Annotated in this window: 15 protein-coding genes and 3 pseudogenes; 8 read left to right on the top strand and 10 right to left on the bottom strand. The window is 59.4% G+C overall.

Translation table 11 applies throughout. The features are described from left to right. Window positions 1–11 precede the first annotated feature (11 nt). The 4 genes from GTP45_RS08740 to GTP45_RS08725 are packed head-to-tail and all read left to right on the top strand — an operon-like array spanning window position 12 to window position 3,830. Window positions 12–530 (top strand): hypothetical protein, encoded by a 519-nt coding sequence (locus GTP45_RS08740; protein ID WP_161013501.1) that lies wholly within the window; start codon window positions 12–14, stop codon window positions 528–530. Beyond that, window positions 527–2,815, top strand: coding sequence for a TIGR02594 family protein (locus GTP45_RS28965; RefSeq protein WP_161013500.1), 2,289 nt, complete (start codon window positions 527–529; stop codon window positions 2,813–2,815). Before GTP45_RS08740 ends, GTP45_RS28965 begins: the two co-directional genes overlap by 4 nt. Next, window positions 2,812–3,312 (top strand): hypothetical protein, encoded by a 501-nt coding sequence (locus GTP45_RS08730; protein ID WP_161013499.1) that lies wholly within the window; start codon window positions 2,812–2,814, stop codon window positions 3,310–3,312. The genes GTP45_RS28965 and GTP45_RS08730 overlap by 4 nt, the downstream gene beginning before the upstream one ends. Beyond that, entirely contained in the window at window positions 3,312–3,830 is a 519-nt protein-coding gene (locus GTP45_RS08725; protein ID WP_161013498.1) for a hypothetical protein, read from the top strand. Before GTP45_RS08730 ends, GTP45_RS08725 begins: the two co-directional genes overlap by 1 nt. 7 nt (window positions 3,831–3,837) lie before the next feature. On the opposite strand, the gene GTP45_RS08720 is transcribed toward GTP45_RS08725, so the two are convergent. From GTP45_RS08720 to GTP45_RS08710, 3 genes are all read right to left on the bottom strand, one after another. Further along, entirely contained in the window at window positions 3,838–4,545 is a 708-nt protein-coding gene (locus GTP45_RS08720; RefSeq protein WP_161013497.1) for a DUF7738 domain-containing protein, read from the bottom strand. A 257-nt stretch (window positions 4,546–4,802) separates the two neighbouring features. After that, window positions 4,803–5,771 carry a T6SS immunity protein Tli4 family protein gene (locus GTP45_RS08715; RefSeq protein ID WP_161013496.1) on the bottom strand — a complete coding sequence of 323 codons (969 nt, stop codon included), beginning with the start codon at window positions 5,769–5,771 and terminating at the stop codon, window positions 4,803–4,805. Beyond that, entirely contained in the window at window positions 5,768–6,157 is a 390-nt protein-coding gene (locus GTP45_RS08710; protein WP_161013495.1) for a hypothetical protein, read from the bottom strand. Before GTP45_RS08710 ends, GTP45_RS08715 begins: the two co-directional genes overlap by 4 nt. A gap of 193 nt (window positions 6,158–6,350) precedes the next feature. Between GTP45_RS08710 and GTP45_RS08705 the strand changes: the two are divergent. Next, a pseudogene (locus tag GTP45_RS08705) lies at window positions 6,351–7,312 on the top strand (IS481 family transposase). Between the two features lie 49 nt (window positions 7,313–7,361). Here GTP45_RS08705 and GTP45_RS08700 read toward each other — a convergent pair. The 7 genes and pseudogenes from GTP45_RS08700 to GTP45_RS08675 all read right to left on the bottom strand — a co-directional run bounded on the left by GTP45_RS08700 (window position 7,362) and on the right by GTP45_RS08675 (window position 15,419). Beyond that, a complete protein-coding gene (locus tag GTP45_RS08700) occupies window positions 7,362–8,075 on the bottom strand; it encodes a DUF7738 domain-containing protein (protein ID WP_161013494.1) in 714 nt (237 codons plus the stop codon). Beyond that, entirely contained in the window at window positions 8,072–8,218 is a 147-nt protein-coding gene (locus GTP45_RS28580) for a hypothetical protein (RefSeq protein WP_229258439.1), read from the bottom strand. Before GTP45_RS28580 ends, GTP45_RS08700 begins: the two co-directional genes overlap by 4 nt. A gap of 36 nt (window positions 8,219–8,254) precedes the next feature. Then, window positions 8,255–8,628, bottom strand: a pseudogene (locus GTP45_RS28575) (DUF2345 domain-containing protein); the annotation flags it as partial. Between the two features lie 239 nt (window positions 8,629–8,867). Continuing rightward, complete coding sequence (locus GTP45_RS08690) at window positions 8,868–9,527, bottom strand: hypothetical protein (protein ID WP_161013493.1); 660 nt, start codon at window positions 9,525–9,527, stop codon at window positions 8,868–8,870. After that, window positions 9,496–11,688 (bottom strand): M23 family metallopeptidase, encoded by a 2,193-nt coding sequence (locus tag GTP45_RS08685; protein WP_161013492.1) that lies wholly within the window; start codon window positions 11,686–11,688, stop codon window positions 9,496–9,498. Before GTP45_RS08685 ends, GTP45_RS08690 begins: the two co-directional genes overlap by 32 nt. A 114-nt stretch (window positions 11,689–11,802) precedes the next feature. Next, window positions 11,803–14,637 (bottom strand): type VI secretion system Vgr family protein, encoded by a 2,835-nt coding sequence (locus GTP45_RS08680; protein WP_161013491.1) that lies wholly within the window; start codon window positions 14,635–14,637, stop codon window positions 11,803–11,805. After that, the gene (locus tag GTP45_RS08675; protein ID WP_161013490.1) at window positions 14,634–15,419 is read right to left on the bottom strand and encodes a hypothetical protein; all 786 of its coding nucleotides are present in this window, start codon (window positions 15,417–15,419) and stop codon (window positions 14,634–14,636) included. The genes GTP45_RS08680 and GTP45_RS08675 overlap by 4 nt, the downstream gene beginning before the upstream one ends. Window positions 15,420–15,568: 149 nt before the next feature. Here GTP45_RS08675 and GTP45_RS08670 point away from each other — a divergent pair, with 149 nt between their 5' ends. The 3 genes and pseudogenes from GTP45_RS08670 to GTP45_RS08660 form a co-directional block, all read left to right on the top strand. Continuing rightward, on the top strand, window positions 15,569–16,408 hold the full coding sequence (locus GTP45_RS08670; protein WP_371874426.1) for a M15 family metallopeptidase: 840 nt from the start codon (window positions 15,569–15,571) through the stop codon (window positions 16,406–16,408). A 9-nt stretch (window positions 16,409–16,417) separates the two neighbouring features. Next, on the top strand, window positions 16,418–16,681 hold the full coding sequence (locus tag GTP45_RS08665; RefSeq protein WP_161013489.1) for a PAAR domain-containing protein: 264 nt from the start codon (window positions 16,418–16,420) through the stop codon (window positions 16,679–16,681). Window positions 16,682–16,684: 3 nt separating this feature from the next. Continuing rightward, window positions 16,685–16,945: pseudogene (locus GTP45_RS08660) on the top strand (hypothetical protein); the annotation flags it as partial.

The raw sequence follows: 16,945 nt of genomic DNA, 5'->3' as shown, positions 1-16,945 counted from the left end.
TGCATAAAAAGATGATTTCCGCCGCCATGCTGTGGTCCTGCGCCGCTACCGCACTGGCAACAGAGCCCGAGATGTTCTGGTTCAAGAACGAAACCCAGTGCGGCGACGCCAAAGTGGTGGTGCGCTCGTACTGCGAGGTCTCGCATCGCGCCAACGCCGTGGTACAAGTCAATGACGGCTGCACCGAGCAGGAGCTTGTGATCACGCAGCCGGGCAAGCAGACCGTCAAGCGCGATTTGCTGGAGCAGGAACCGGTCGGAGATGACTTCCATATCGCATCCGCCCTGCGTTGCGTGGAAACCGGCAAGCAACGTTATCTGCTAGTGAACCTGGATACCGGCGGCAATTGCGACACCTGCGAACTCCAGGCCCTGGTGGGACTCGACGGCCGCTGGCGGCGCTATGGCAGCAAGTGGAAATCGACGCCGGTCAGCGAGCAGCGCGAGATTCGCCTGCGCGAACCATCGTGGAAGCTGGCGCCGCGCTACCCGATCAACAACACCGTGCTTGAAGATCCACAACCGCAATGACCGATACTCATTTCAACGAGCCGATCGACAAGAGCAAGCCGCTGTCTGGCAGCGGCCGGCGCGGCTTCGAGGTGCCGCCCGAGGTGCAGCAGAAAGTCATCGACATCATCATTGAAGAAGCCCGCAAGATGGGTTTCAACAACCGCGACCTCGCCTATTACATCGCCATCGCCAAGCGCGAGTCGTCGTTCAATCCGGATGCGGCCAATCCGAACGGGACCGCGTCCGGCATCGCGCAGGTGATCGACAAGACGGCGGCTACCTACGGCGTCAACGACAGCAACCGCTTTGACGCGCGCTCCAGCATCAAGGCCGGACTGGGCTACTTCCGCGACCTCAAGGCCGAAACCATCAAGGACTACGGCTCGGCCGCCGGCAAGTTTGAACCGCTGATCTACTACCGCTATCACTATGGCGAGTTCTCCACTCGTAACCGCGAGATGGTCCCGGTCGGCAATGGCAAGCACAAGAAAGAAACCTGGCATCCCAAGGAATTTTCCGAGCTGGAGCAGAACAAGCGCTACCCGGATTCCAAAACCGTGGTGGACGAGGCCGAGCGTATCGAAGCCATCCTCAACGCCTCGCATGGACTGGTGGTGCAGCTGAACGACATCATGGGCAAGCCGATGGGCAGCCGTAAGGTGATCGTCGTGACCAAGACGCCTAAGCCGGCAGGCCCGGCCAAGCCCGCCGCGCCAGCGGCAGCAGCGCCGCCGGCAGCTGATGCGACGCCCGCACCTGCGCCATCCGCCGAGCCGACGCCGATTGCACCGGCATCCACGCCGGCCGCCGAAACCGCCGCAAGCGACAATGCGCCCGCTCCTGCCGACGAGGGCATCGAATGGGAAGTCAGCGCCAGAGAAATGACCACCGGCGCCGACGGCAAAGTCCCCGAAATCAGCTCCGAGTCGCAAGAGCCGGTGACGATCTTGATCCCGCGCATCGACGTTGAAGCCTACAACGACGCCGTCAGCAAAGAAGGCATGCCTGAAGACGGCAACCAGCACGTCCTGCAGACCCACGACGGCGAGCAGATCGCCCAAGCCTTCCCCGCGCCCGACAACGGCTGGAAGCCGACGCCCGAAAACACCGGCGGCGCAGCCACTGCGCCAGAACCAGCGCCGACGCCTGCCCCCAAGCCCGCGTCGCCGGCCAAACCGCCAGCCCCAACCAACGTCTTCGACGCCGCCGCCCAAGCGGCCAAGGAAAAAGCCGCACCCAAGCCAACGCCGAGCCGCGACATCACCTTCGAAGACATCGTGGCCGCCGTGAAAAAAGACCTCGGCTGGAACGCCGTCTACATGACCTCCTTCGCCTACGTGAAGCAGTTCTACACCCGTCCGAAATTCCCGGAAACGCCGCTGAGCACACCCACCAGCGCGCCCGGCCCGGCGCGCCAGCAAGTCATCGGCAGCAGCCTGCCCAACAAGGACACCAAGAAACTCAAGGTCGAAGAGAAAGTCCAGACCGCCGAACAGCCAGCCGTCAAGACGGTTGCGGCCAGCACCGACGCGCCGTGGATGCCATTCGCCCTCAAGGAGCAAGGCAAGGAAGGCGCCGAGAAAGTCATCGAAAACAGAGATGACCACAAGACTAACCCTGATTGGAAGGCACAGCACGCTGCGCGCGAGGCTGCCAAAAAAGCTGAAAAAGCCGCGCACAAGCAGCTGGGCATCGAGCAGAAAAAGAAACCGGTGGACGCCGCCAAAGTGGCAGAACTGCAGGCCGCCATCACCAGTCAGCAAAAAGCCTACGCCGATGCCGACGCCGAAATGCTGAAGATTGAGCAACGCTTCAACAACCCGGACATCGTTAAATACCTGCAGACCACCTCGCTGGACCGCGATGCGGCGCGCGACGACGGCACGGCATGGTGCTCGTCATTCACCAACTGGTGTATGGAACAAGCTGGCTACATCGGCACCGACGATGCGCAAGCCGTGTCGTGGAAGAATTGGGGCGAGCAACTGAGTGAACCGCGCTACGGCGCCATCACCGTTGTCACCCGCTCCACCAAACCGGAGTATCACGTTGGTTTTTACACCGGCACGACGGAAAAAAATGTCGAGGATGGCGTCGAGGAAGTCGAAGTCAAAGGCAAAGACGGCACCATCACCAAGAAAACCAAAAAGAAATTCAGAAAGGTGAAAGTGGTACGCCTCCTGAGCGGCAACTTCTCGCGCATGGTCAGGGACTTTGCCGGCTGGACCGTCGACCCCGCCGACGATCCCGCCCTGCATCTGGTATCGTACCGCTGGCCTACCGAAAAGGAAAAACGTAAATGAAGCAGTCCCTGATGCTGACGCTGTGCGCCGTAAGCCTGGCAGGATGCCTGAACTCGCCAGCCAGCGCCGAGCCGTGCAGCGCGCCCGATCCGGCGCTGCTGCGCTCTACCTGGCAATCGTTCCGCACCGCCACCCTGACTGGCCAGCCCGAGCAAGTGGCGCGCTACTATAAATTCCCGGTACAACTGCTGCCGCCGATGGACGGGATGAAATCGATGAAAATTTCCCGGCCGGTATTCATCAAGAACTACACCGAACTGTTCCAGCGCGGTCCAGCCGATACCGAAATCGCCATGCTGACCGCGATGAAAAAATCGACCGGCAAGGAATACATCCCGCAAACCAGATTCGACAGCGCCAAATGCGCCTTCATCGGCCCGACCCGCATCGAAGACTACAACTTCGTCTACGATAAAAAAGCCGGGTGGCTGGTGGAATCGCTGTACTACGACAACAACGACCTGGAACTTGCCAAGTCATCGCAGCTGGACCGTTGATGAAACAAATCTGCCTGCTGCTTAGCCTGCTTGCGCTGAAAACCGCAAGCGCCGCAAGCGGCCCCGACGTAGCAAAATACCTGGCCCAGCGCGGCTGGACCGCCTACGACAGCAAAGCCCGGCTCACGATACCGGCCAACGATATCGCGCCGTTGACCTACTACGCCAACGGCGCCAACGTCCCGAGTTGCGGACTACTGGCCGGCACCGCCAGCGCGCCCAAGTTCATCGACATATTGTCGACCGAGCCAGGAGAACAGTATCCGCACTGCGCCGGCATCAACGACGTGGCCGCGTTCAAGCTGGCAGGCAGAGACTACCTCGTCTTCATCTACACCGACCGCGACACCCGCAACGAGAGCTACGAGCAATTCTTCTACGTCTACAAAAGCCAAACCGGCCACTACCTCGCCGACACCCAGCTCAACGAGTCAGTGGCCGGCGAAGACAGCCGCAAAAAGCCAAGCCGCAAAGCAAGCGACGGCATCCGCTTGGCACGAAAGTACGCCACTCAATAATTCTGCTTCATTCCGGCCTCGCCAAGGCCGTAATGCTGAACGTTCGCAATTCGCCATATTCATCATTGCGATTCAACAGCAGATAGATGCCGACACCAGCCTTAAGTAATCCTAACGGCTGGCTGCAATCTCTGAGTCCGCAGCGAAGATCATGCTTGTGCTCCACGCTCGCACGGATCTCCCAGAATTTAGTATGCCGGTCTATACCAAAATTATCGAACTCAAAATATCCGGGGAAAACACCGTTGACGATCCATGGTCGCACCACGGGATTACCGCTCTTGTCCACATCTGGAAATTCATCGGCATCCTTAAGCTCGGGATTAAAATAGATATTCAAGAATTTGACGCTGTCAGTTTTATGCGCTCCCGTCCCGATCTCGATTCCCAGCGCGTCCCACTTGCACCATTTAGGCCATTCATTCTCAGGACTGCACACGCTGCCACTGCCGATAATTTTTTTCCAGCTGTCGATGCTGGCCCCAAGCGACAGCAAGTTATCATTGAAATAGATGTCGCCATCCCTGAGAACCAGCGTCGGCTTGGCTCCCCTGGCGACTCTCCTGACCTTCCCATAATTTTTCGCCGCTCCCGTCGTGTTGGCGGCTTTCTCAAAAGCCTGCCCCAAGCGCTCGCCCAATGACTGTGCGTTACCAGCGCGACACGAGGCCAGTAGTGCAAGGAACAGAAGAAAACGGAAAACTGCACTCATCATGAATTGCTATCTAACGTGATCGCCAGTTCACGCAGCGAACCATGCTCATCGTTGGTTGTCATTCTCATGTAAATATTGGCATTGGGGCCGAATGCGCCAAGCGGCTGACGGCAATCGCGCAAGCCGCAGCGCAAGCCATGCCCGGCCCACTATCAGCATTCTGCGCATGGCATTGCGACATCCATGAGAACAACGCAAGGAAAATGGTTTTCTTTATCATTCAGATAGCCGATCAAATACGCGTACATCATTACTGTTCAGCGCATTCGTATCGTCTTGGTGACGTTGTCCCATAATGTGATTAATCCCTCTTCATCTTGCGCATCACTGCCTTGTGCGTTCATCTCGAGATGAATTTTAGGAGCGCTAACGGAGGGTACGGGCCGCATCGTTTCCAGTGCGAAGCTCGCTTGTTTCTCACTGTCGTCATCCCCCAGCAGGACAGAAGCTCCCCATTCCTGGGCGCGCATTCCTGCTACCGTAAGTTCCTTTTTCCGTAGCACTTTCTCCTTTGCCTGAAATTTCCTCAGCAAAGAATCCTTGCCACCCACGCGCTGCAACAAAGATTCGGTATCGTCTTTACGGAACGTATCAAAGTCCAACGCAAACGAGATCTTCGAAGCGTTGCTTCGATAGCCAAGACTTGCGGACTCCGACCGATATCTTCCCTTGACAGCGATTTCCCCGAGACAGAAAGCGCCCGGCAGTTCTTTCGCGGATCTCATGTATTCGACATTGCTTTTAAATTCAAGCAGCAATGCCTCCGCACTCTTCACCTGATTGTTGTACGAATCGATGCGAGCGACGAGGTGACGATCATGTAACAGCCAATGAACTTCGCTCTTATAGGCATCGTCGATTTCGTTCACCCGAAATAGCATGCCGCCATCACCTGTCTCCTGTGATAAAACAAGCTTGTCCATGTTGCCGTGATCAACCCCGGCCAGGGCGACTTGCCGCTCCTTCACCAGCTTTGCAAATGCGGCCTGGTTCGTTTTTTCCTCGACGACCAGATCAATGCTGGCATCAGTTACCCTATCCTGGATCGGTACGAAAATGCCCAATGCCCCCGGACTCGAGGCATAGCCGTCGGGCAGGTCGATAAGGCTATGGCCAACGCAGTGTGTGTTCATTGCCGAAGTCATTTTGAGTTTTTCAGAGGTTTTTTTCGTCGCATCACATCCAGCCACTAACAGGATGAACACTAGAAGAATAGTTTGTTTCATAGCTTTGCTAACGAAGCGATTTTTGTAATCGCATAGAGTGTTACTCGCTGAGCCGTGGGATTTTTATACGACGGCTCATGGGCAAAACCTTGTAGACGGAATTGTTGCTTAATATGTGAGCCACCCGCATTACGTGGGGCCTCCCCAGAACTAACTGGGACCGTGCCATCCCCCAGCCCATCCTGCTTAGCACACTGGATTTCCCAGAAACTAGTATCGTAAGTCACCACGCTGCCACCAGCTGGACCGTACATCGTTTCTACTTTAGTTTCCCCGCCCACGAATATTTTATTTTTGCCTTCTTCCCTTACCATGTGATGCGTGAATCCAGTAGTCTCTTTTTCTGATGGCCTCCTTCCCTGCTCGGGCTCAAGCCCTTTACGCATGCGCCATTCGATTTTTTCGAAGCTGGCCTGCGCACCACCGCTCGCACCATATTTTCGTCTGGCGTCAAGGACGGCAACCGATCATCCTTCTTCTTTTTGATGAAGAAGTACTCATGGTCATAACTCTGCATCTTAGTTTCCTGGCTTTAATTGATGTGTGATTCATAGACATCATTTTAACTAAAATAGTGTCATGAACGACGACATCCGGAAGCGGTTACGATGGGTTCAGCTGTATGAGGAACTCGGCAACGCAGCCGTTGTATGCCTGCGTTGCGGCATCTCTCGACCAACGCTGCGTAAGTGGTGGACCCGGTATCAAGAACTTGGAGGAGCGGGCCTCCAGGAACAGAGCCGCCGTCCCAAGTCTTCTCCTTCCAAGAAGGTACTGCCAGCGCATGAGAAGCTGATTGCAGACCTCCGCAAGCGCAAACTTGGACATCGTCGAATCCAAAATGAGCTACGGCGCTTGCACGAAAATTCGCTATCGACCGCGACCATTCATAAGATCCTGGGACGCATTGGCAAGCCAATCCTAAATCACAAACGGGCCTACAGAAAACAGATCACCAGGTACAGCCGGCCCATATCAGGAGACCGTGTACAGATCGACGTTTGCAAGATCGCGCTTGACATTTATCAGTACACGGCCATTGACGACTGCACGCGCTACAAGGTGCTACGCCTCTATCGCCGCAGAACTGCGGACAACACGATGGAGTTCTTCGATGCAGTGATCGAAGAAATGCCGTTTCCGATTCAACGAATTCAAACAGATCGTGGTCGCGAATTTTTCGCCACAAAATTTCAAGAACGGCTACTCGAATGGGGGATTAAATTCCGCCCCATCAAACCGGCATCCCTCACTTAAACGGGAAGGTAGAGAGATCCCAGCGGACTGATCTCGACGAGTTCTATTCCACAATCGATATCAAAGATCCGCTGCTTCCCGACTTGCTGGCGGAATGGCAGCACTACTACAACTGGGACAGGCCACATAGCTCTCTTGATGGAAAAACGCCCAACGAGCGCCTTACCGAACTTTCTGACAAGACGCCCCTATGGGAGGAGGTCAGCGCTAAATTCGACTCGTCAAAAGAGCGTCTTCAGGAGCAGAACTATCGGGCCGAGCTATCGCTGCGAAAATTGAAATGATGTCTGTGAATCGCACAAATGAAGATAGCCTTGTTAAGCACGCGCGACTTCATTGGTGAGTGCTATCGTTGGCAATCGCAAACTCTTTAATCACGCCATATTCGTCATTCGACATCAAGATCATATAGATAGCGGCAGACTCTCCGAACGCTCCCAATGGATGGCTGCAGTCACGCAAGCCACAACGCAAGTCATGCTGGCGATCGACGCTCGCGCGGACCTCCCAAAACTTGGTCAGTTTGTCGATGCCAAACCCGTCGAACTCGAGATACCCGGGAAACACGCCCTTTGACAGCCACACCGGATCAATCGGCTTTCCCGCCGCATCGCGCGCGCGCAGATCGTAGAGACCTTCATCCGCAGCGCGATTGAAATTGACGTTGAACGTACCGACCTGGTTGGGCTTGCCAATGCTGCCGGCAATCTCAATCCCCAAGGCATCCCATTTGCACCAGCCCGGCCGTTCATTCCTGGCTGAACAAACCGCGCCCTTGCCGATGACCTTGCGCCACTCCTCAATGGACTGTCCGAGCGCTAGCGGCTTGCCATTCCACGTGATGGTATTGTCCTTCAAAATAATTTCAGGCCGTGCGCCCCGATTGACCTTTCTCGGCGTGCCGTAGTCTTTCACCAGACCGGCTTTCTTGGCCACCTGTTCAAAAACAGAATTCAAGCGTTCACCCAAGCTGGGCGCACTGCCATTCTGCGCGTGGCAAACTACCGTCCCGGACAACAACAATAACGTAACAATTTTTTTTATCATTTGAATAGCTGGTCAAAATACTCGTTGACATAGTCCCACGTGGACTTGCTGGCCTTGCCCATGCGGTTGATCGAATCCAGCACTTCCTTCTTATGCGCCTTCTCCAGCGCTTCCCATTCGGTGGAAGACTCTCCCCGCTTCACTTTCGCGGGATTCAGCTTGGCCCACTGAGCGACAATCGCATCGCTTTTCGCCGCGTTAAGAAGACATCCCTTACACACACTGCGTGGAAGGGCTGGCATAACGTATTGAGCACTTTCGGCGCCGCTGAACGATTTTTCCCGGCGCGGATCATCAACTTGCCCGGGCACTGCACCGTGATGTTGCCGCCGTCGATGGTGATGTTAGCGCCGTCGGTGGTGGACAGGCTGATGCGCTTGGCCGCCGCCCAGTCCACGCTGGCGTTGGCGCTGATGATGTTGATGTCGTCGCGCGCCTGCACTTTCAGTTCGTCGGCCTGAGCCTGGATGTCAATAGCATCCTTGGCGGCGATCAGCTGCATGCCCAGCCCACCCTCGCCGGCCTTGACCGCGCCGCCCAGCACGCCGATGGCCACTGTCGCCATCATCCAGCGTCAATTCGTACAAACGGGTGACGCTGGAAAACTGGGCCAGTGCAGCGGTGATTTGTTCGAGCAGTGCGGCAACCATGAAACTCGATATTGTCAATAATGCAAGAACCATACTGGCTCAGCTGTTCACATGGCGCACGGTTTGCAAGATACTGTCTTTAAAATTTCGCTTTGCAGCTCACGAACTGGTTCTGTGACACCGCTTCGGCTCGGGTTTGAGCCTAGTGATCGCAATCGAACTGCACGATGCCGAGCCGCTGCTTGGCGCTTTCCAGCGCCTTTGCCACGCTGGCGTCGTTTTTCATGTCAACTGGAGCCAACTGGCGGCTGGCGGCATCGGAATAACAGTAGCCACCGGCACGCAGCGGAGACGAAACATACACTAACGAGGTCGCGACCTGACCTTGCTGCACATTAGACTTCACCTTGACTGTCTCGATCACATCCAGCAAGCCATCGCCATTCACGTCCACGTAACGAATCTGGTCTATACCGCTGCAATCGTCAAAGTTGGCTTGCGCAGGCAGCGGTATCAGCGCTAACTCGCCCGATTTGGAGTTAGCCGTTACCAAGCGGCAGTAGGAATTACTCACGCCACGAAAACGCACAGTGAGCGGAAGTAGCAGTAAGGCATCAGATCCACTGCCGGACCAGTAAAGTTTCTTTTCCAGTCTGGACATTGAAACGGGGGCCTCAGGAAAATCATCGCGATTGGCAAACACCGATGCAATACGAGAATGGACTTCACGCACTTCATCAACCGAGGCCGTGCGCGGGTCGGCATGCGCGCAGAATGCAACTTGCGCCACACCGCCCAGCATCGCGAGTAAGGATAACCGCAGCCGCGTTCTAACGCGGACGCTGGGCAGTAAAGTCGACATAAACATTGTGATTTCTTCCTCTATAAGTAACGACAAATGTGCGAGTGGGATCGCTCTCGACACCATCGCCCAGGTAGCGGTCGATATAAACCGCATAGCCCTGGCGCTCCGAAAAACCATAGCCTCCGCCGTTGACCAGCACGGAAGCGCGGCCAACCGCATCGGTGGTTAGTCCTTGATCGGCAACCCGGTGAATATTTAACCGTCCTCCCCCGGTGTTGGTTGACACCCAATAGAACGCCGCAGAATCGCAGGCATAAAATGGCTCGCTGACCAGGTCATGCGGATCATAGCGCGGCCACCAGACTTGCGGCTGCCGCACCACCACACCGTTACTGTCGCGCGGATCCCCCCAATAATGGGTCGATGTGCGGGTAATCCGGTTATCCACGTATTGATGACTGGCACCGACATTGGCGAATGCGCGGTATGTGCCGTACTTGTCGAAGTTCCCGGCCCAAGTCAACTGCATCGCACCGCGCCCATAGAAGGCCTGGTAATACTGCATTGCTGGTGCTGGCCAATACAACTGGCCGTTACGCCTGCGCTGCTGGTGGGCACGTCCCAGCTCCTCCATCGTCCGCCACAATGCGGTTTCAATATAAGTCTGCGCCAGAAAATGCGTTTGCCTGATCCGCGATACCATGCCGTATTTCCGCATCGTCGTATTTAAGTGTAAATAATAAGGCGTGAAGCGCGCTGTCGCAGTGGCCCACGGGATTTCACTCACTTGCTGCGCGTTGCTGCCGGAACGGCGCGGTAGCAATTGGCACAACTCATTCAAACTCAACCAGCCGCACTTGCGGAAGTGGCGTATAAACTCCAGGGGATGCCAATGCCAAGTGGCGCTTGTCAACTCGGGAACGTCGAAACAAAACGCTGTAATGTGCGCCTTGAGTTCCTGAAAGTCGGCTGCACTCATTGCCGGCGTGTTTTCCACCGACTCTTGCATCAGCCAGCCCCAACGTGTATCAATCGTGCTGGCGATCCACTCCGACGGGAACTTGCAAATCGCTTTGGCAAGTTTGCGGGCGACCTGTGCGTCAGCCATTGCGGCAGTCGCCTCGCTCACGGTGACATTGCCGTCAGCATTCGCGTCCAGCCACCCCTTAATGGTCGCAGAATCGCAACGGCTATTGCCGTCACTGCTGTCATCAATCAACGACCAGCCATCCCAGTGAGGGAAATCGGCATCGCTATATTTATGGATGCCTTGGGTATTCAGATCGACCCAACCCTCGCCACCGGGATAACTAATCTTGCGCCAGTGCGGAACGGTGTTGGGGGTCGCAGCCTCGTGGGCACTATTCACAGTACGGCCAAATCGCAGCAGTTCGTACACGGTCGCAGAAGCTGGTACGGCAGCACCATGTATCGCGCGGCTAATGGCGCCGGCTTGTTCGTAAAGTCCGTATTCCGCCTCTGGCTCCTGTTGCACCTGGCCGACTACCTCCCCGCTCAATTGCAGGGTCGTGATCGCCAAACCGCCCCTTTGCCCCGGTGCACCGGCTCCGGCCGCGAAGCGCAGCTCGACGATCAATGGCGCACTCGTGTTGTGGGTGGCCGTTAGCGCGACCAAAGGCGGCAGGAGTGCACGGGCATTAGGTTTAGGAGGCTGAAAATGCGCTGCTGCCAGGTGGCCTACCGGCTGCTGGCTAAACACCGGGGAGTTAGCCGGCAATAAAAAACATACCGCGCCGTAAGTCGCATCCACCCGGCCATCTCGGCTTGTATCCAGCTCGCCGCTGATTCTTCCGACCAGCTTTGCTAGATTGGCATCGTCACATAGCAGTTCAAAATGGATCTTGCGGCTCGTTTCTCCGTAAATCTGTCCCGCCTGTCCCAGTTCGGCCTTGCGATAGATGCGCCGGCCAGCGGCAATACCCTGCTGTACTGATCCAAGATGCATATACAGTGAAAAGAATACGATGTCTTGGGCATTCGCCCCCTCACCTATGGCTGTCTCGTGACGCAGTAGGACGCAGCCGTTGTCAGTCCATCCCCGATAATTTTGCGGATGATGGGCGTCGTCAGTATGCGGGGTGGGTTGTCGGGCGAATACCACGGTACCGTCGGCAATCGCACGCACCCGCTCCGTGTTTGCGCCCGAAACAGGCGCGGTCAGGTGCACGCCGCCGTGCCAGCCGAGGTGATAACTCACTGGAAAAGCACCATCTCCGGGTTGCCCACATATCATGGCGGCTGCGAGCCAATTGTCATCTGTTTGTGCCGCCTGCCGGGGCGGTAAAAAAGGAGGGCTGATTAGCATATTCGGCTATAGCGAGAACGGGAATTTGTTTTTCATTTGAAGGTCACTTCGGGGCAACAGTGGCAATTCCGTTTCCAGTCGCATGGGGCCGGTGAAATTCTTCTTCCCCGCATGAATGGTCAACTTGCCCGGGCACTGCACCGTGATGTTGCCGCCATCAATGGTGATGTTGGCGCCGCCGGCCGTCGACAGGCTGATGCGCTTGGCCGCCGCCCAGTCCACGCTGGCATTGGCGCTGACGATGTTGATGTCGTCGCGCGCCTGCACTTTCAGTTCGTCGGCCTGGGCCTGAATATCGATGGCGTCCTTGGCGGCGATCAGTTGCAGGCCCAGCCCGCCCTCTCCTGCCTTGACGGCGCCGCCCAGCACGCCGATGGCCTGGCCGCTGTGCGCGCGCAGTTGGCCGCCGACCATGAACTGGCTGTCGTTGCCGCTCATGAGCGAGATGGTTTCGCCATTGGCCAGCTGCACCGCCGCGCCCGACGTGACGCCGATGCCGCGCTTGCCGCTGATGGCGATGACCGGCGTGCTGACGTGCGGCAGCTGGTCGTCGCCCGGTGACGTTTTCTTTTCCGCGGCATCGGCCTTGGCTGCGTCGAGACTGGCGTTGCCGACCATGCCGGACACCGCCGTCAGCATCGCTTGCAGCGGCGGCGCTTTCGGATCGAGCGTGCTGGCGTTGGCCTTGGCCGCGCCGATGTGGCCGGCCAATGCAACGGTTTGATGCGTCCTGGCGGCCTCGCTGAAGGTCTCGCCCAGCTTGACCGCTTGCTTGAGCAGCGCGATGCCGGCGGCGTTGTCACCGGCCGGTTCGCGCGCTTCGGCGCCGTGGTTGATCTTGTAGCTGCTGATCAGCAAGCCAGCGCCGGCGCGCACGGCGCCATAGGCATCGGTGCGCAGTTCCGCGCCCTGCCCGCGCAGGCTGCCGCGATAATTGTCGGCGCTGTGGATCAGGTGGCCGAGCGTGAGTTCGCTGGCGGCGTGGGTCGAGCGCAGCTGCACGCGGCCTTGCGCATCGGTGTCGTCGAACAGCAGCTGGTTGTAGCCCGAGCCGCCAAACTCCTTGCTGCGCACGCCCCACTGGGCGGCGGCGTTACGGTGCCCCGCGCTGTCGGCCGAGGCGCCGTGCCACAGCGGGCTGTTGCCGCCGGCCAGATTGCCTTGCGCCGACGGCGCGTGATCGGCCGCCGGCTGGAAGCGCGTTTCTTCGCCGCCGCTGCTTTGCGCGCCCGGCGTCGGCGCGATACCGCCTTCGCCCTGACCGTTATACAGCGCGCCGATGATGATGGGCCGGTCGATATCGTTCTCGATAAATTGCACCAGCACTTCCTGGCCGATGCGCGGCAGGAACTGGCTGCCCATGCCGCCGCCTGCCGAGCGCTGCGCCACGCGCACCCAGCAGTTAGCGTCGCCGTTGTCTTGCCAGTGGTAGCGGATGCGCACGCGGCCCAGCTTGTCGCAATACAGTTCATCCGCGCCCGATGGTTGCGCCAGGCCGTCGGCGCCAATGACGATGGCGCTTTGCGCGCCGCGCGCGGTCGGCTTGGGATGGCTGCGGCCATCGCTGCCGGGCAGTTGCGGACGCCAGGTGACGTCGGCCGCCACCGCTTCAAAGCTGTTGGCGTAGCCAGTTTCGCGCGCCTGGGCGATGGTCAATGCAAAGTCGTCCGGCGCATCGATGGCGACCTCTTCCAGCAATTCCGGCAACGGGCCAAACAGCTCGGCCAATGCTTGCTGCGCTGGCGACGGCAGATTGTTCACGCCGACGCTGCGCACGCGCAGCAGCACGTAGCTTGGCGCGGCGTCGGTGGTCAGCGGGCCTTGCGTCAGCGTAAAGCGCGTGCCGGCGGCCATGGTGCGCACGGTGGAACGGCCACGCCACAGCTGGGCGGCAGCCTCGCGCCCTTGCATCTGGAGGTCGGCATAGCGCTGGGCTTGCGCCGCGTTAGCGTAGGCGTACTGGCCCGGCACGTCGTAGCTTTCCAGCGCCGGCAGCTTGCCCGACTGCAGGCGCGATGGCGCGCTGGCGTTGACTGCCTGCTTGGCCTTGTAGTCGTAGCTCAGCAGCGTGGTCAACGACGCCGTGACTGCGCGGCGCGATTGCAAAGCCTGAATGGTATCGGCCGCCTCGCCAGCACGCACACCGTGGTAGCGGATACCGCCACCCGCCTCGCTACTGGCGTCTTCCGGCGTGGCGCTGGGCTGGCTGCTGTCAGCAAACAGCACCACGCCGACGCCGTCTTCCAGCTGCTCGTAGCGCCAGCCCAGGCCTTCCTCGATCAGCAGGCGCTGCACGAAGTCGAGATCGGATTCGCGGTACTGGCAGCAATAGCTGCGCGCCACCGCGTCCGCCATGAACGGCTCGGCCTCCTCGCTCCAGCGCCATTGCGCGCGCGGCGCGTAGCCCTCGAAGACTTCATCGACGATTTCAACCACGGTCTTGTCTTGCCACACGCGGCTGTTGCGCACCTGGCCCAGGCGCCACAGCCACGGCGTCAAGCGCAGGCGGAAGCGCGCCAGGCCGCCTTCGCTGCCCAGCATCGCTGCCTGCGTGATCTCACCGTGGAATTGGGTGCGGCTGCCATCTGCCAGGCTGACCGCCAGCGCGGCCTGCCGCCCGAGCAGCGGCGCCAGCCGCACCGAGGCGTTGGTCGACAACACGATCACATCGCGCGGGCCGACGCCTTGCACGCTGTCATCAGCGGCAAACGCTTCAACCAGCAAACCGCCCGCGCCGAGGTCGGCGCTGTCGCCATTATCCAGCGTCAATTCGTACAAGCGCGTGACGCTGGAAAATTGGGCCAGTGCGGTAGTGATTTGTTCTAGCAGCGCGATGCTCATGATTCGGCAGCAGTTTTTACCGCCACCGGTTGCGACTTGCACTCAGGCTCCTTGCGGGCGGTGGTCGCGCACAGATGTTCGCGGCATTGGGCGGCGCCGGCTTCGCTCATCCGGCTGCACTGTTTGAGTTGGGAGGCCGGAGTCGCGGTTTCCTTGGCCGGCTTGCCGGATTGAACGTGCGCCATCAGCGCCGCCAGCAAGGCGACATCGCTGTCAGGTTGCGCTTTAGGCTTGGTCTCGGCTTTCTTGGCCACTTGTACTGGCTTCCTGACCGGCTTGTCGGCTTTCTTGTGCTCGGCCAGCTTGGGCTTGGCAGGCGCCGCGTGCGGCTTTTCCAGCGCGGCGGTCAATTCATCTTTCGGCTGCTTGGTCGGCGTGTCGTTGAGCATTTCCTTCAGCGAGCGCGTGTTGTCGGCCGGGGGGCTGACGGCAGCCGTCTCTTCGACGATGGTGGCGGCTGGCACGGCAGCTACGGCCGCAGCCGGCGCCGGCGGCGCAGGCTGCGGTGCGGTAGCCACCGGCACCGCCGGCAAGGTCAGCCCCGGCTCGGGCTGGAAATTCAGCAGCGCCGCAACACCCACGGCGACCAGCGCAATCACCGCGGCGCCACCGGCTAACAGCGCTTTCTTGCGCCCGGCCGCAACCGCGCCGGCAGCCGATGCCGTGGCTGGGCGGCGCTCCAGCCCATCCAGGATGCTGGCGCGGTCGGCCACAGCCGGCGGTTCCGTCGACAGCAGGCTGGGACGGCCACTGCTCGCGGGGCGTTTTTCTTCACCTTGCAAAATTAGCTCCCTTATTAATTTCGCATCACTTTAAAACATTCAAAGAAATCATGCCGCACGGCTAGTTTCAATCGTGCGCGGGCTTGTCATAACTCTAATATATACTCCAAAGCAATGCTTTTTAGACATTTAATGACTTCGAGGGCAACGTGTTGCTACTGGCGGTAACTCTCTATTTTTTGCTGGCTTGCCTCATCAGCTGGATGGTGCTGTTCCCGTCCGGGCGCGAGTTCGTGCTGGCGGCACTGGAGGGCGCCGGCGCGCGGCTGCAGCGGAAACTGGGGCGCGCCGCCGAGCGCCAGCGCAGTGGCATCGATGCGCTGCGCCGCTCGGGCCACGCCACCGCCGGCAATCTGCGTGACTTTTTGGGCCAGCACTATCTGCTGTGCCTGGGCGGGCTGGCCCTGCTGTGCCTGCCTCCCTTGGCTGCGTTCCTGCTGGCTGGCAAACCAGCACTGAACGGTTACGAGGCGTCCACCCGCGAGGTCAACACGCAGGTGGCAGGCCTGCTGGCCGGCGAGCAGCTGGTGCCGCCGCCTGCCCTGCCGCCGCTGGTGTTCACCACCGCCGAGGTACAGCTGGAACGCCCGATGCTGGTCTCGGCCAGCCGCGACTGGGCGCTGCTGGACGGCGTCTACGCGCAGCGGCTGCTGCTGGCCTTCCGCATCATGAAGGAAAAATATGGCTATGAAATGGCGCTGCTGGAAGGCTACCGCAGTCCCGCGCGCCAGGACGCGCTGGCCGCGATGGGATCCGGCGTGACCAATGCCGCCGCCTTCCAGAGCTGGCACCAGTACGGCCTGGCCGCCGACTGCGCCTTCCTGCGCGACGGCAAGCTGGTGATTTCGGAACGCGACCCGTGGGCCATGCGCGGCTACCAGCTGTACGGCGAAGTGGCCGAGTCGCTGGGCCTGACCTGGGGCGGGCGCTGGAAGATGATGGATTTCGGGCACACGGAACTGCGCCGGCCCGGCGTAATGAACAACTAGGAGAGCAGCATGGCAGGACCAGTCATCGTCTTGGGCGACAAGACTTCACACAACGGCGCCGTGGTCGAGTGTTCGCAGATGAGCGACAGCGGCGGCAAGGGTATCGCGCGCGTGGGCGACAAGATCACTTGCCCGCGCCATGGCGACGGCACCATCGCCAGCGGCGACCCCAGCATGCTGGTGGACGGTAAGCCGGTGGCGCGTCATGGCGACAAGACTTCGTGCGGGGCGACCTTGATCGCCACCCAGCAAGCCACCGTGGATCAGGTATAAGGTATGAACTGGCTGCGCAATCTCGCCGTGACCAGCGCCGCATTTGGCGGCAGCTGGGGCGGTGCAATCTGGTTCTGGCGCGAGACCAACCGCATGCCGACCACCAGCGAACTGGCGTTGTACCTGCTGGTGCTGCCGCTGTTGCTGCTGTCCGCGTGGTGGCTGGGCCGCAAGGCTTGGGCGCGCGCCAGCGCGGCGGCGATGGCCGGCACGGTCAGCGCTGCACCGGCCGCCGAGGCAACACCGGCCGCGCCGCCGCTGGCG

Source organism: Duganella rivi, assembly GCF_009857435.1.
Classification (GTDB): domain Bacteria; phylum Pseudomonadota; class Gammaproteobacteria; order Burkholderiales; family Burkholderiaceae_D; genus Rugamonas; species Rugamonas rivi.
This window is presented reverse-complemented; position numbering and strand designations above follow the sequence as displayed.

Bases quoted from the DNA above. Each gene is read 5' to 3' on its own strand.
- GTP45_RS08665 (WP_161013489.1), top strand. From the start codon at position 16,418: ATGGCAGGACCAGTCATCGTCTTGGGCGACAAGACTTCACACAACGGC.
- GTP45_RS08680 (WP_161013491.1), bottom strand. From the start codon at position 14,637: ATGAGCATCGCGCTGCTAGAACAAATCACTACCGCACTGGCCCAATTT.
- GTP45_RS08740 (WP_161013501.1), top strand. From the start codon at position 12: ATGATTTCCGCCGCCATGCTGTGGTCCTGCGCCGCTACCGCACTGGCA.
- GTP45_RS08690 (WP_161013493.1), bottom strand. From the start codon at position 9,527: ATGTCGACTTTACTGCCCAGCGTCCGCGTTAGAACGCGGCTGCGGTTA.
- GTP45_RS08710 (WP_161013495.1), bottom strand. From the start codon at position 6,157: ATGCGTAAAGGGCTTGAGCCCGAGCAGGGAAGGAGGCCATCAGAAAAA.
- GTP45_RS08725 (WP_161013498.1), top strand. From the start codon at position 3,312: ATGAAACAAATCTGCCTGCTGCTTAGCCTGCTTGCGCTGAAAACCGCA.
- GTP45_RS08715 (WP_161013496.1), bottom strand. From the start codon at position 5,771: ATGAAACAAACTATTCTTCTAGTGTTCATCCTGTTAGTGGCTGGATGT.
- GTP45_RS08720 (WP_161013497.1), bottom strand. From the start codon at position 4,545: ATGATGAGTGCAGTTTTCCGTTTTCTTCTGTTCCTTGCACTACTGGCC.
- GTP45_RS08730 (WP_161013499.1), top strand. From the start codon at position 2,812: ATGAAGCAGTCCCTGATGCTGACGCTGTGCGCCGTAAGCCTGGCAGGA.
- GTP45_RS08700 (WP_161013494.1), bottom strand. From the start codon at position 8,075: ATGATAAAAAAAATTGTTACGTTATTGTTGTTGTCCGGGACGGTAGTT.
- GTP45_RS28965 (WP_161013500.1), top strand. From the start codon at position 527: ATGACCGATACTCATTTCAACGAGCCGATCGACAAGAGCAAGCCGCTG.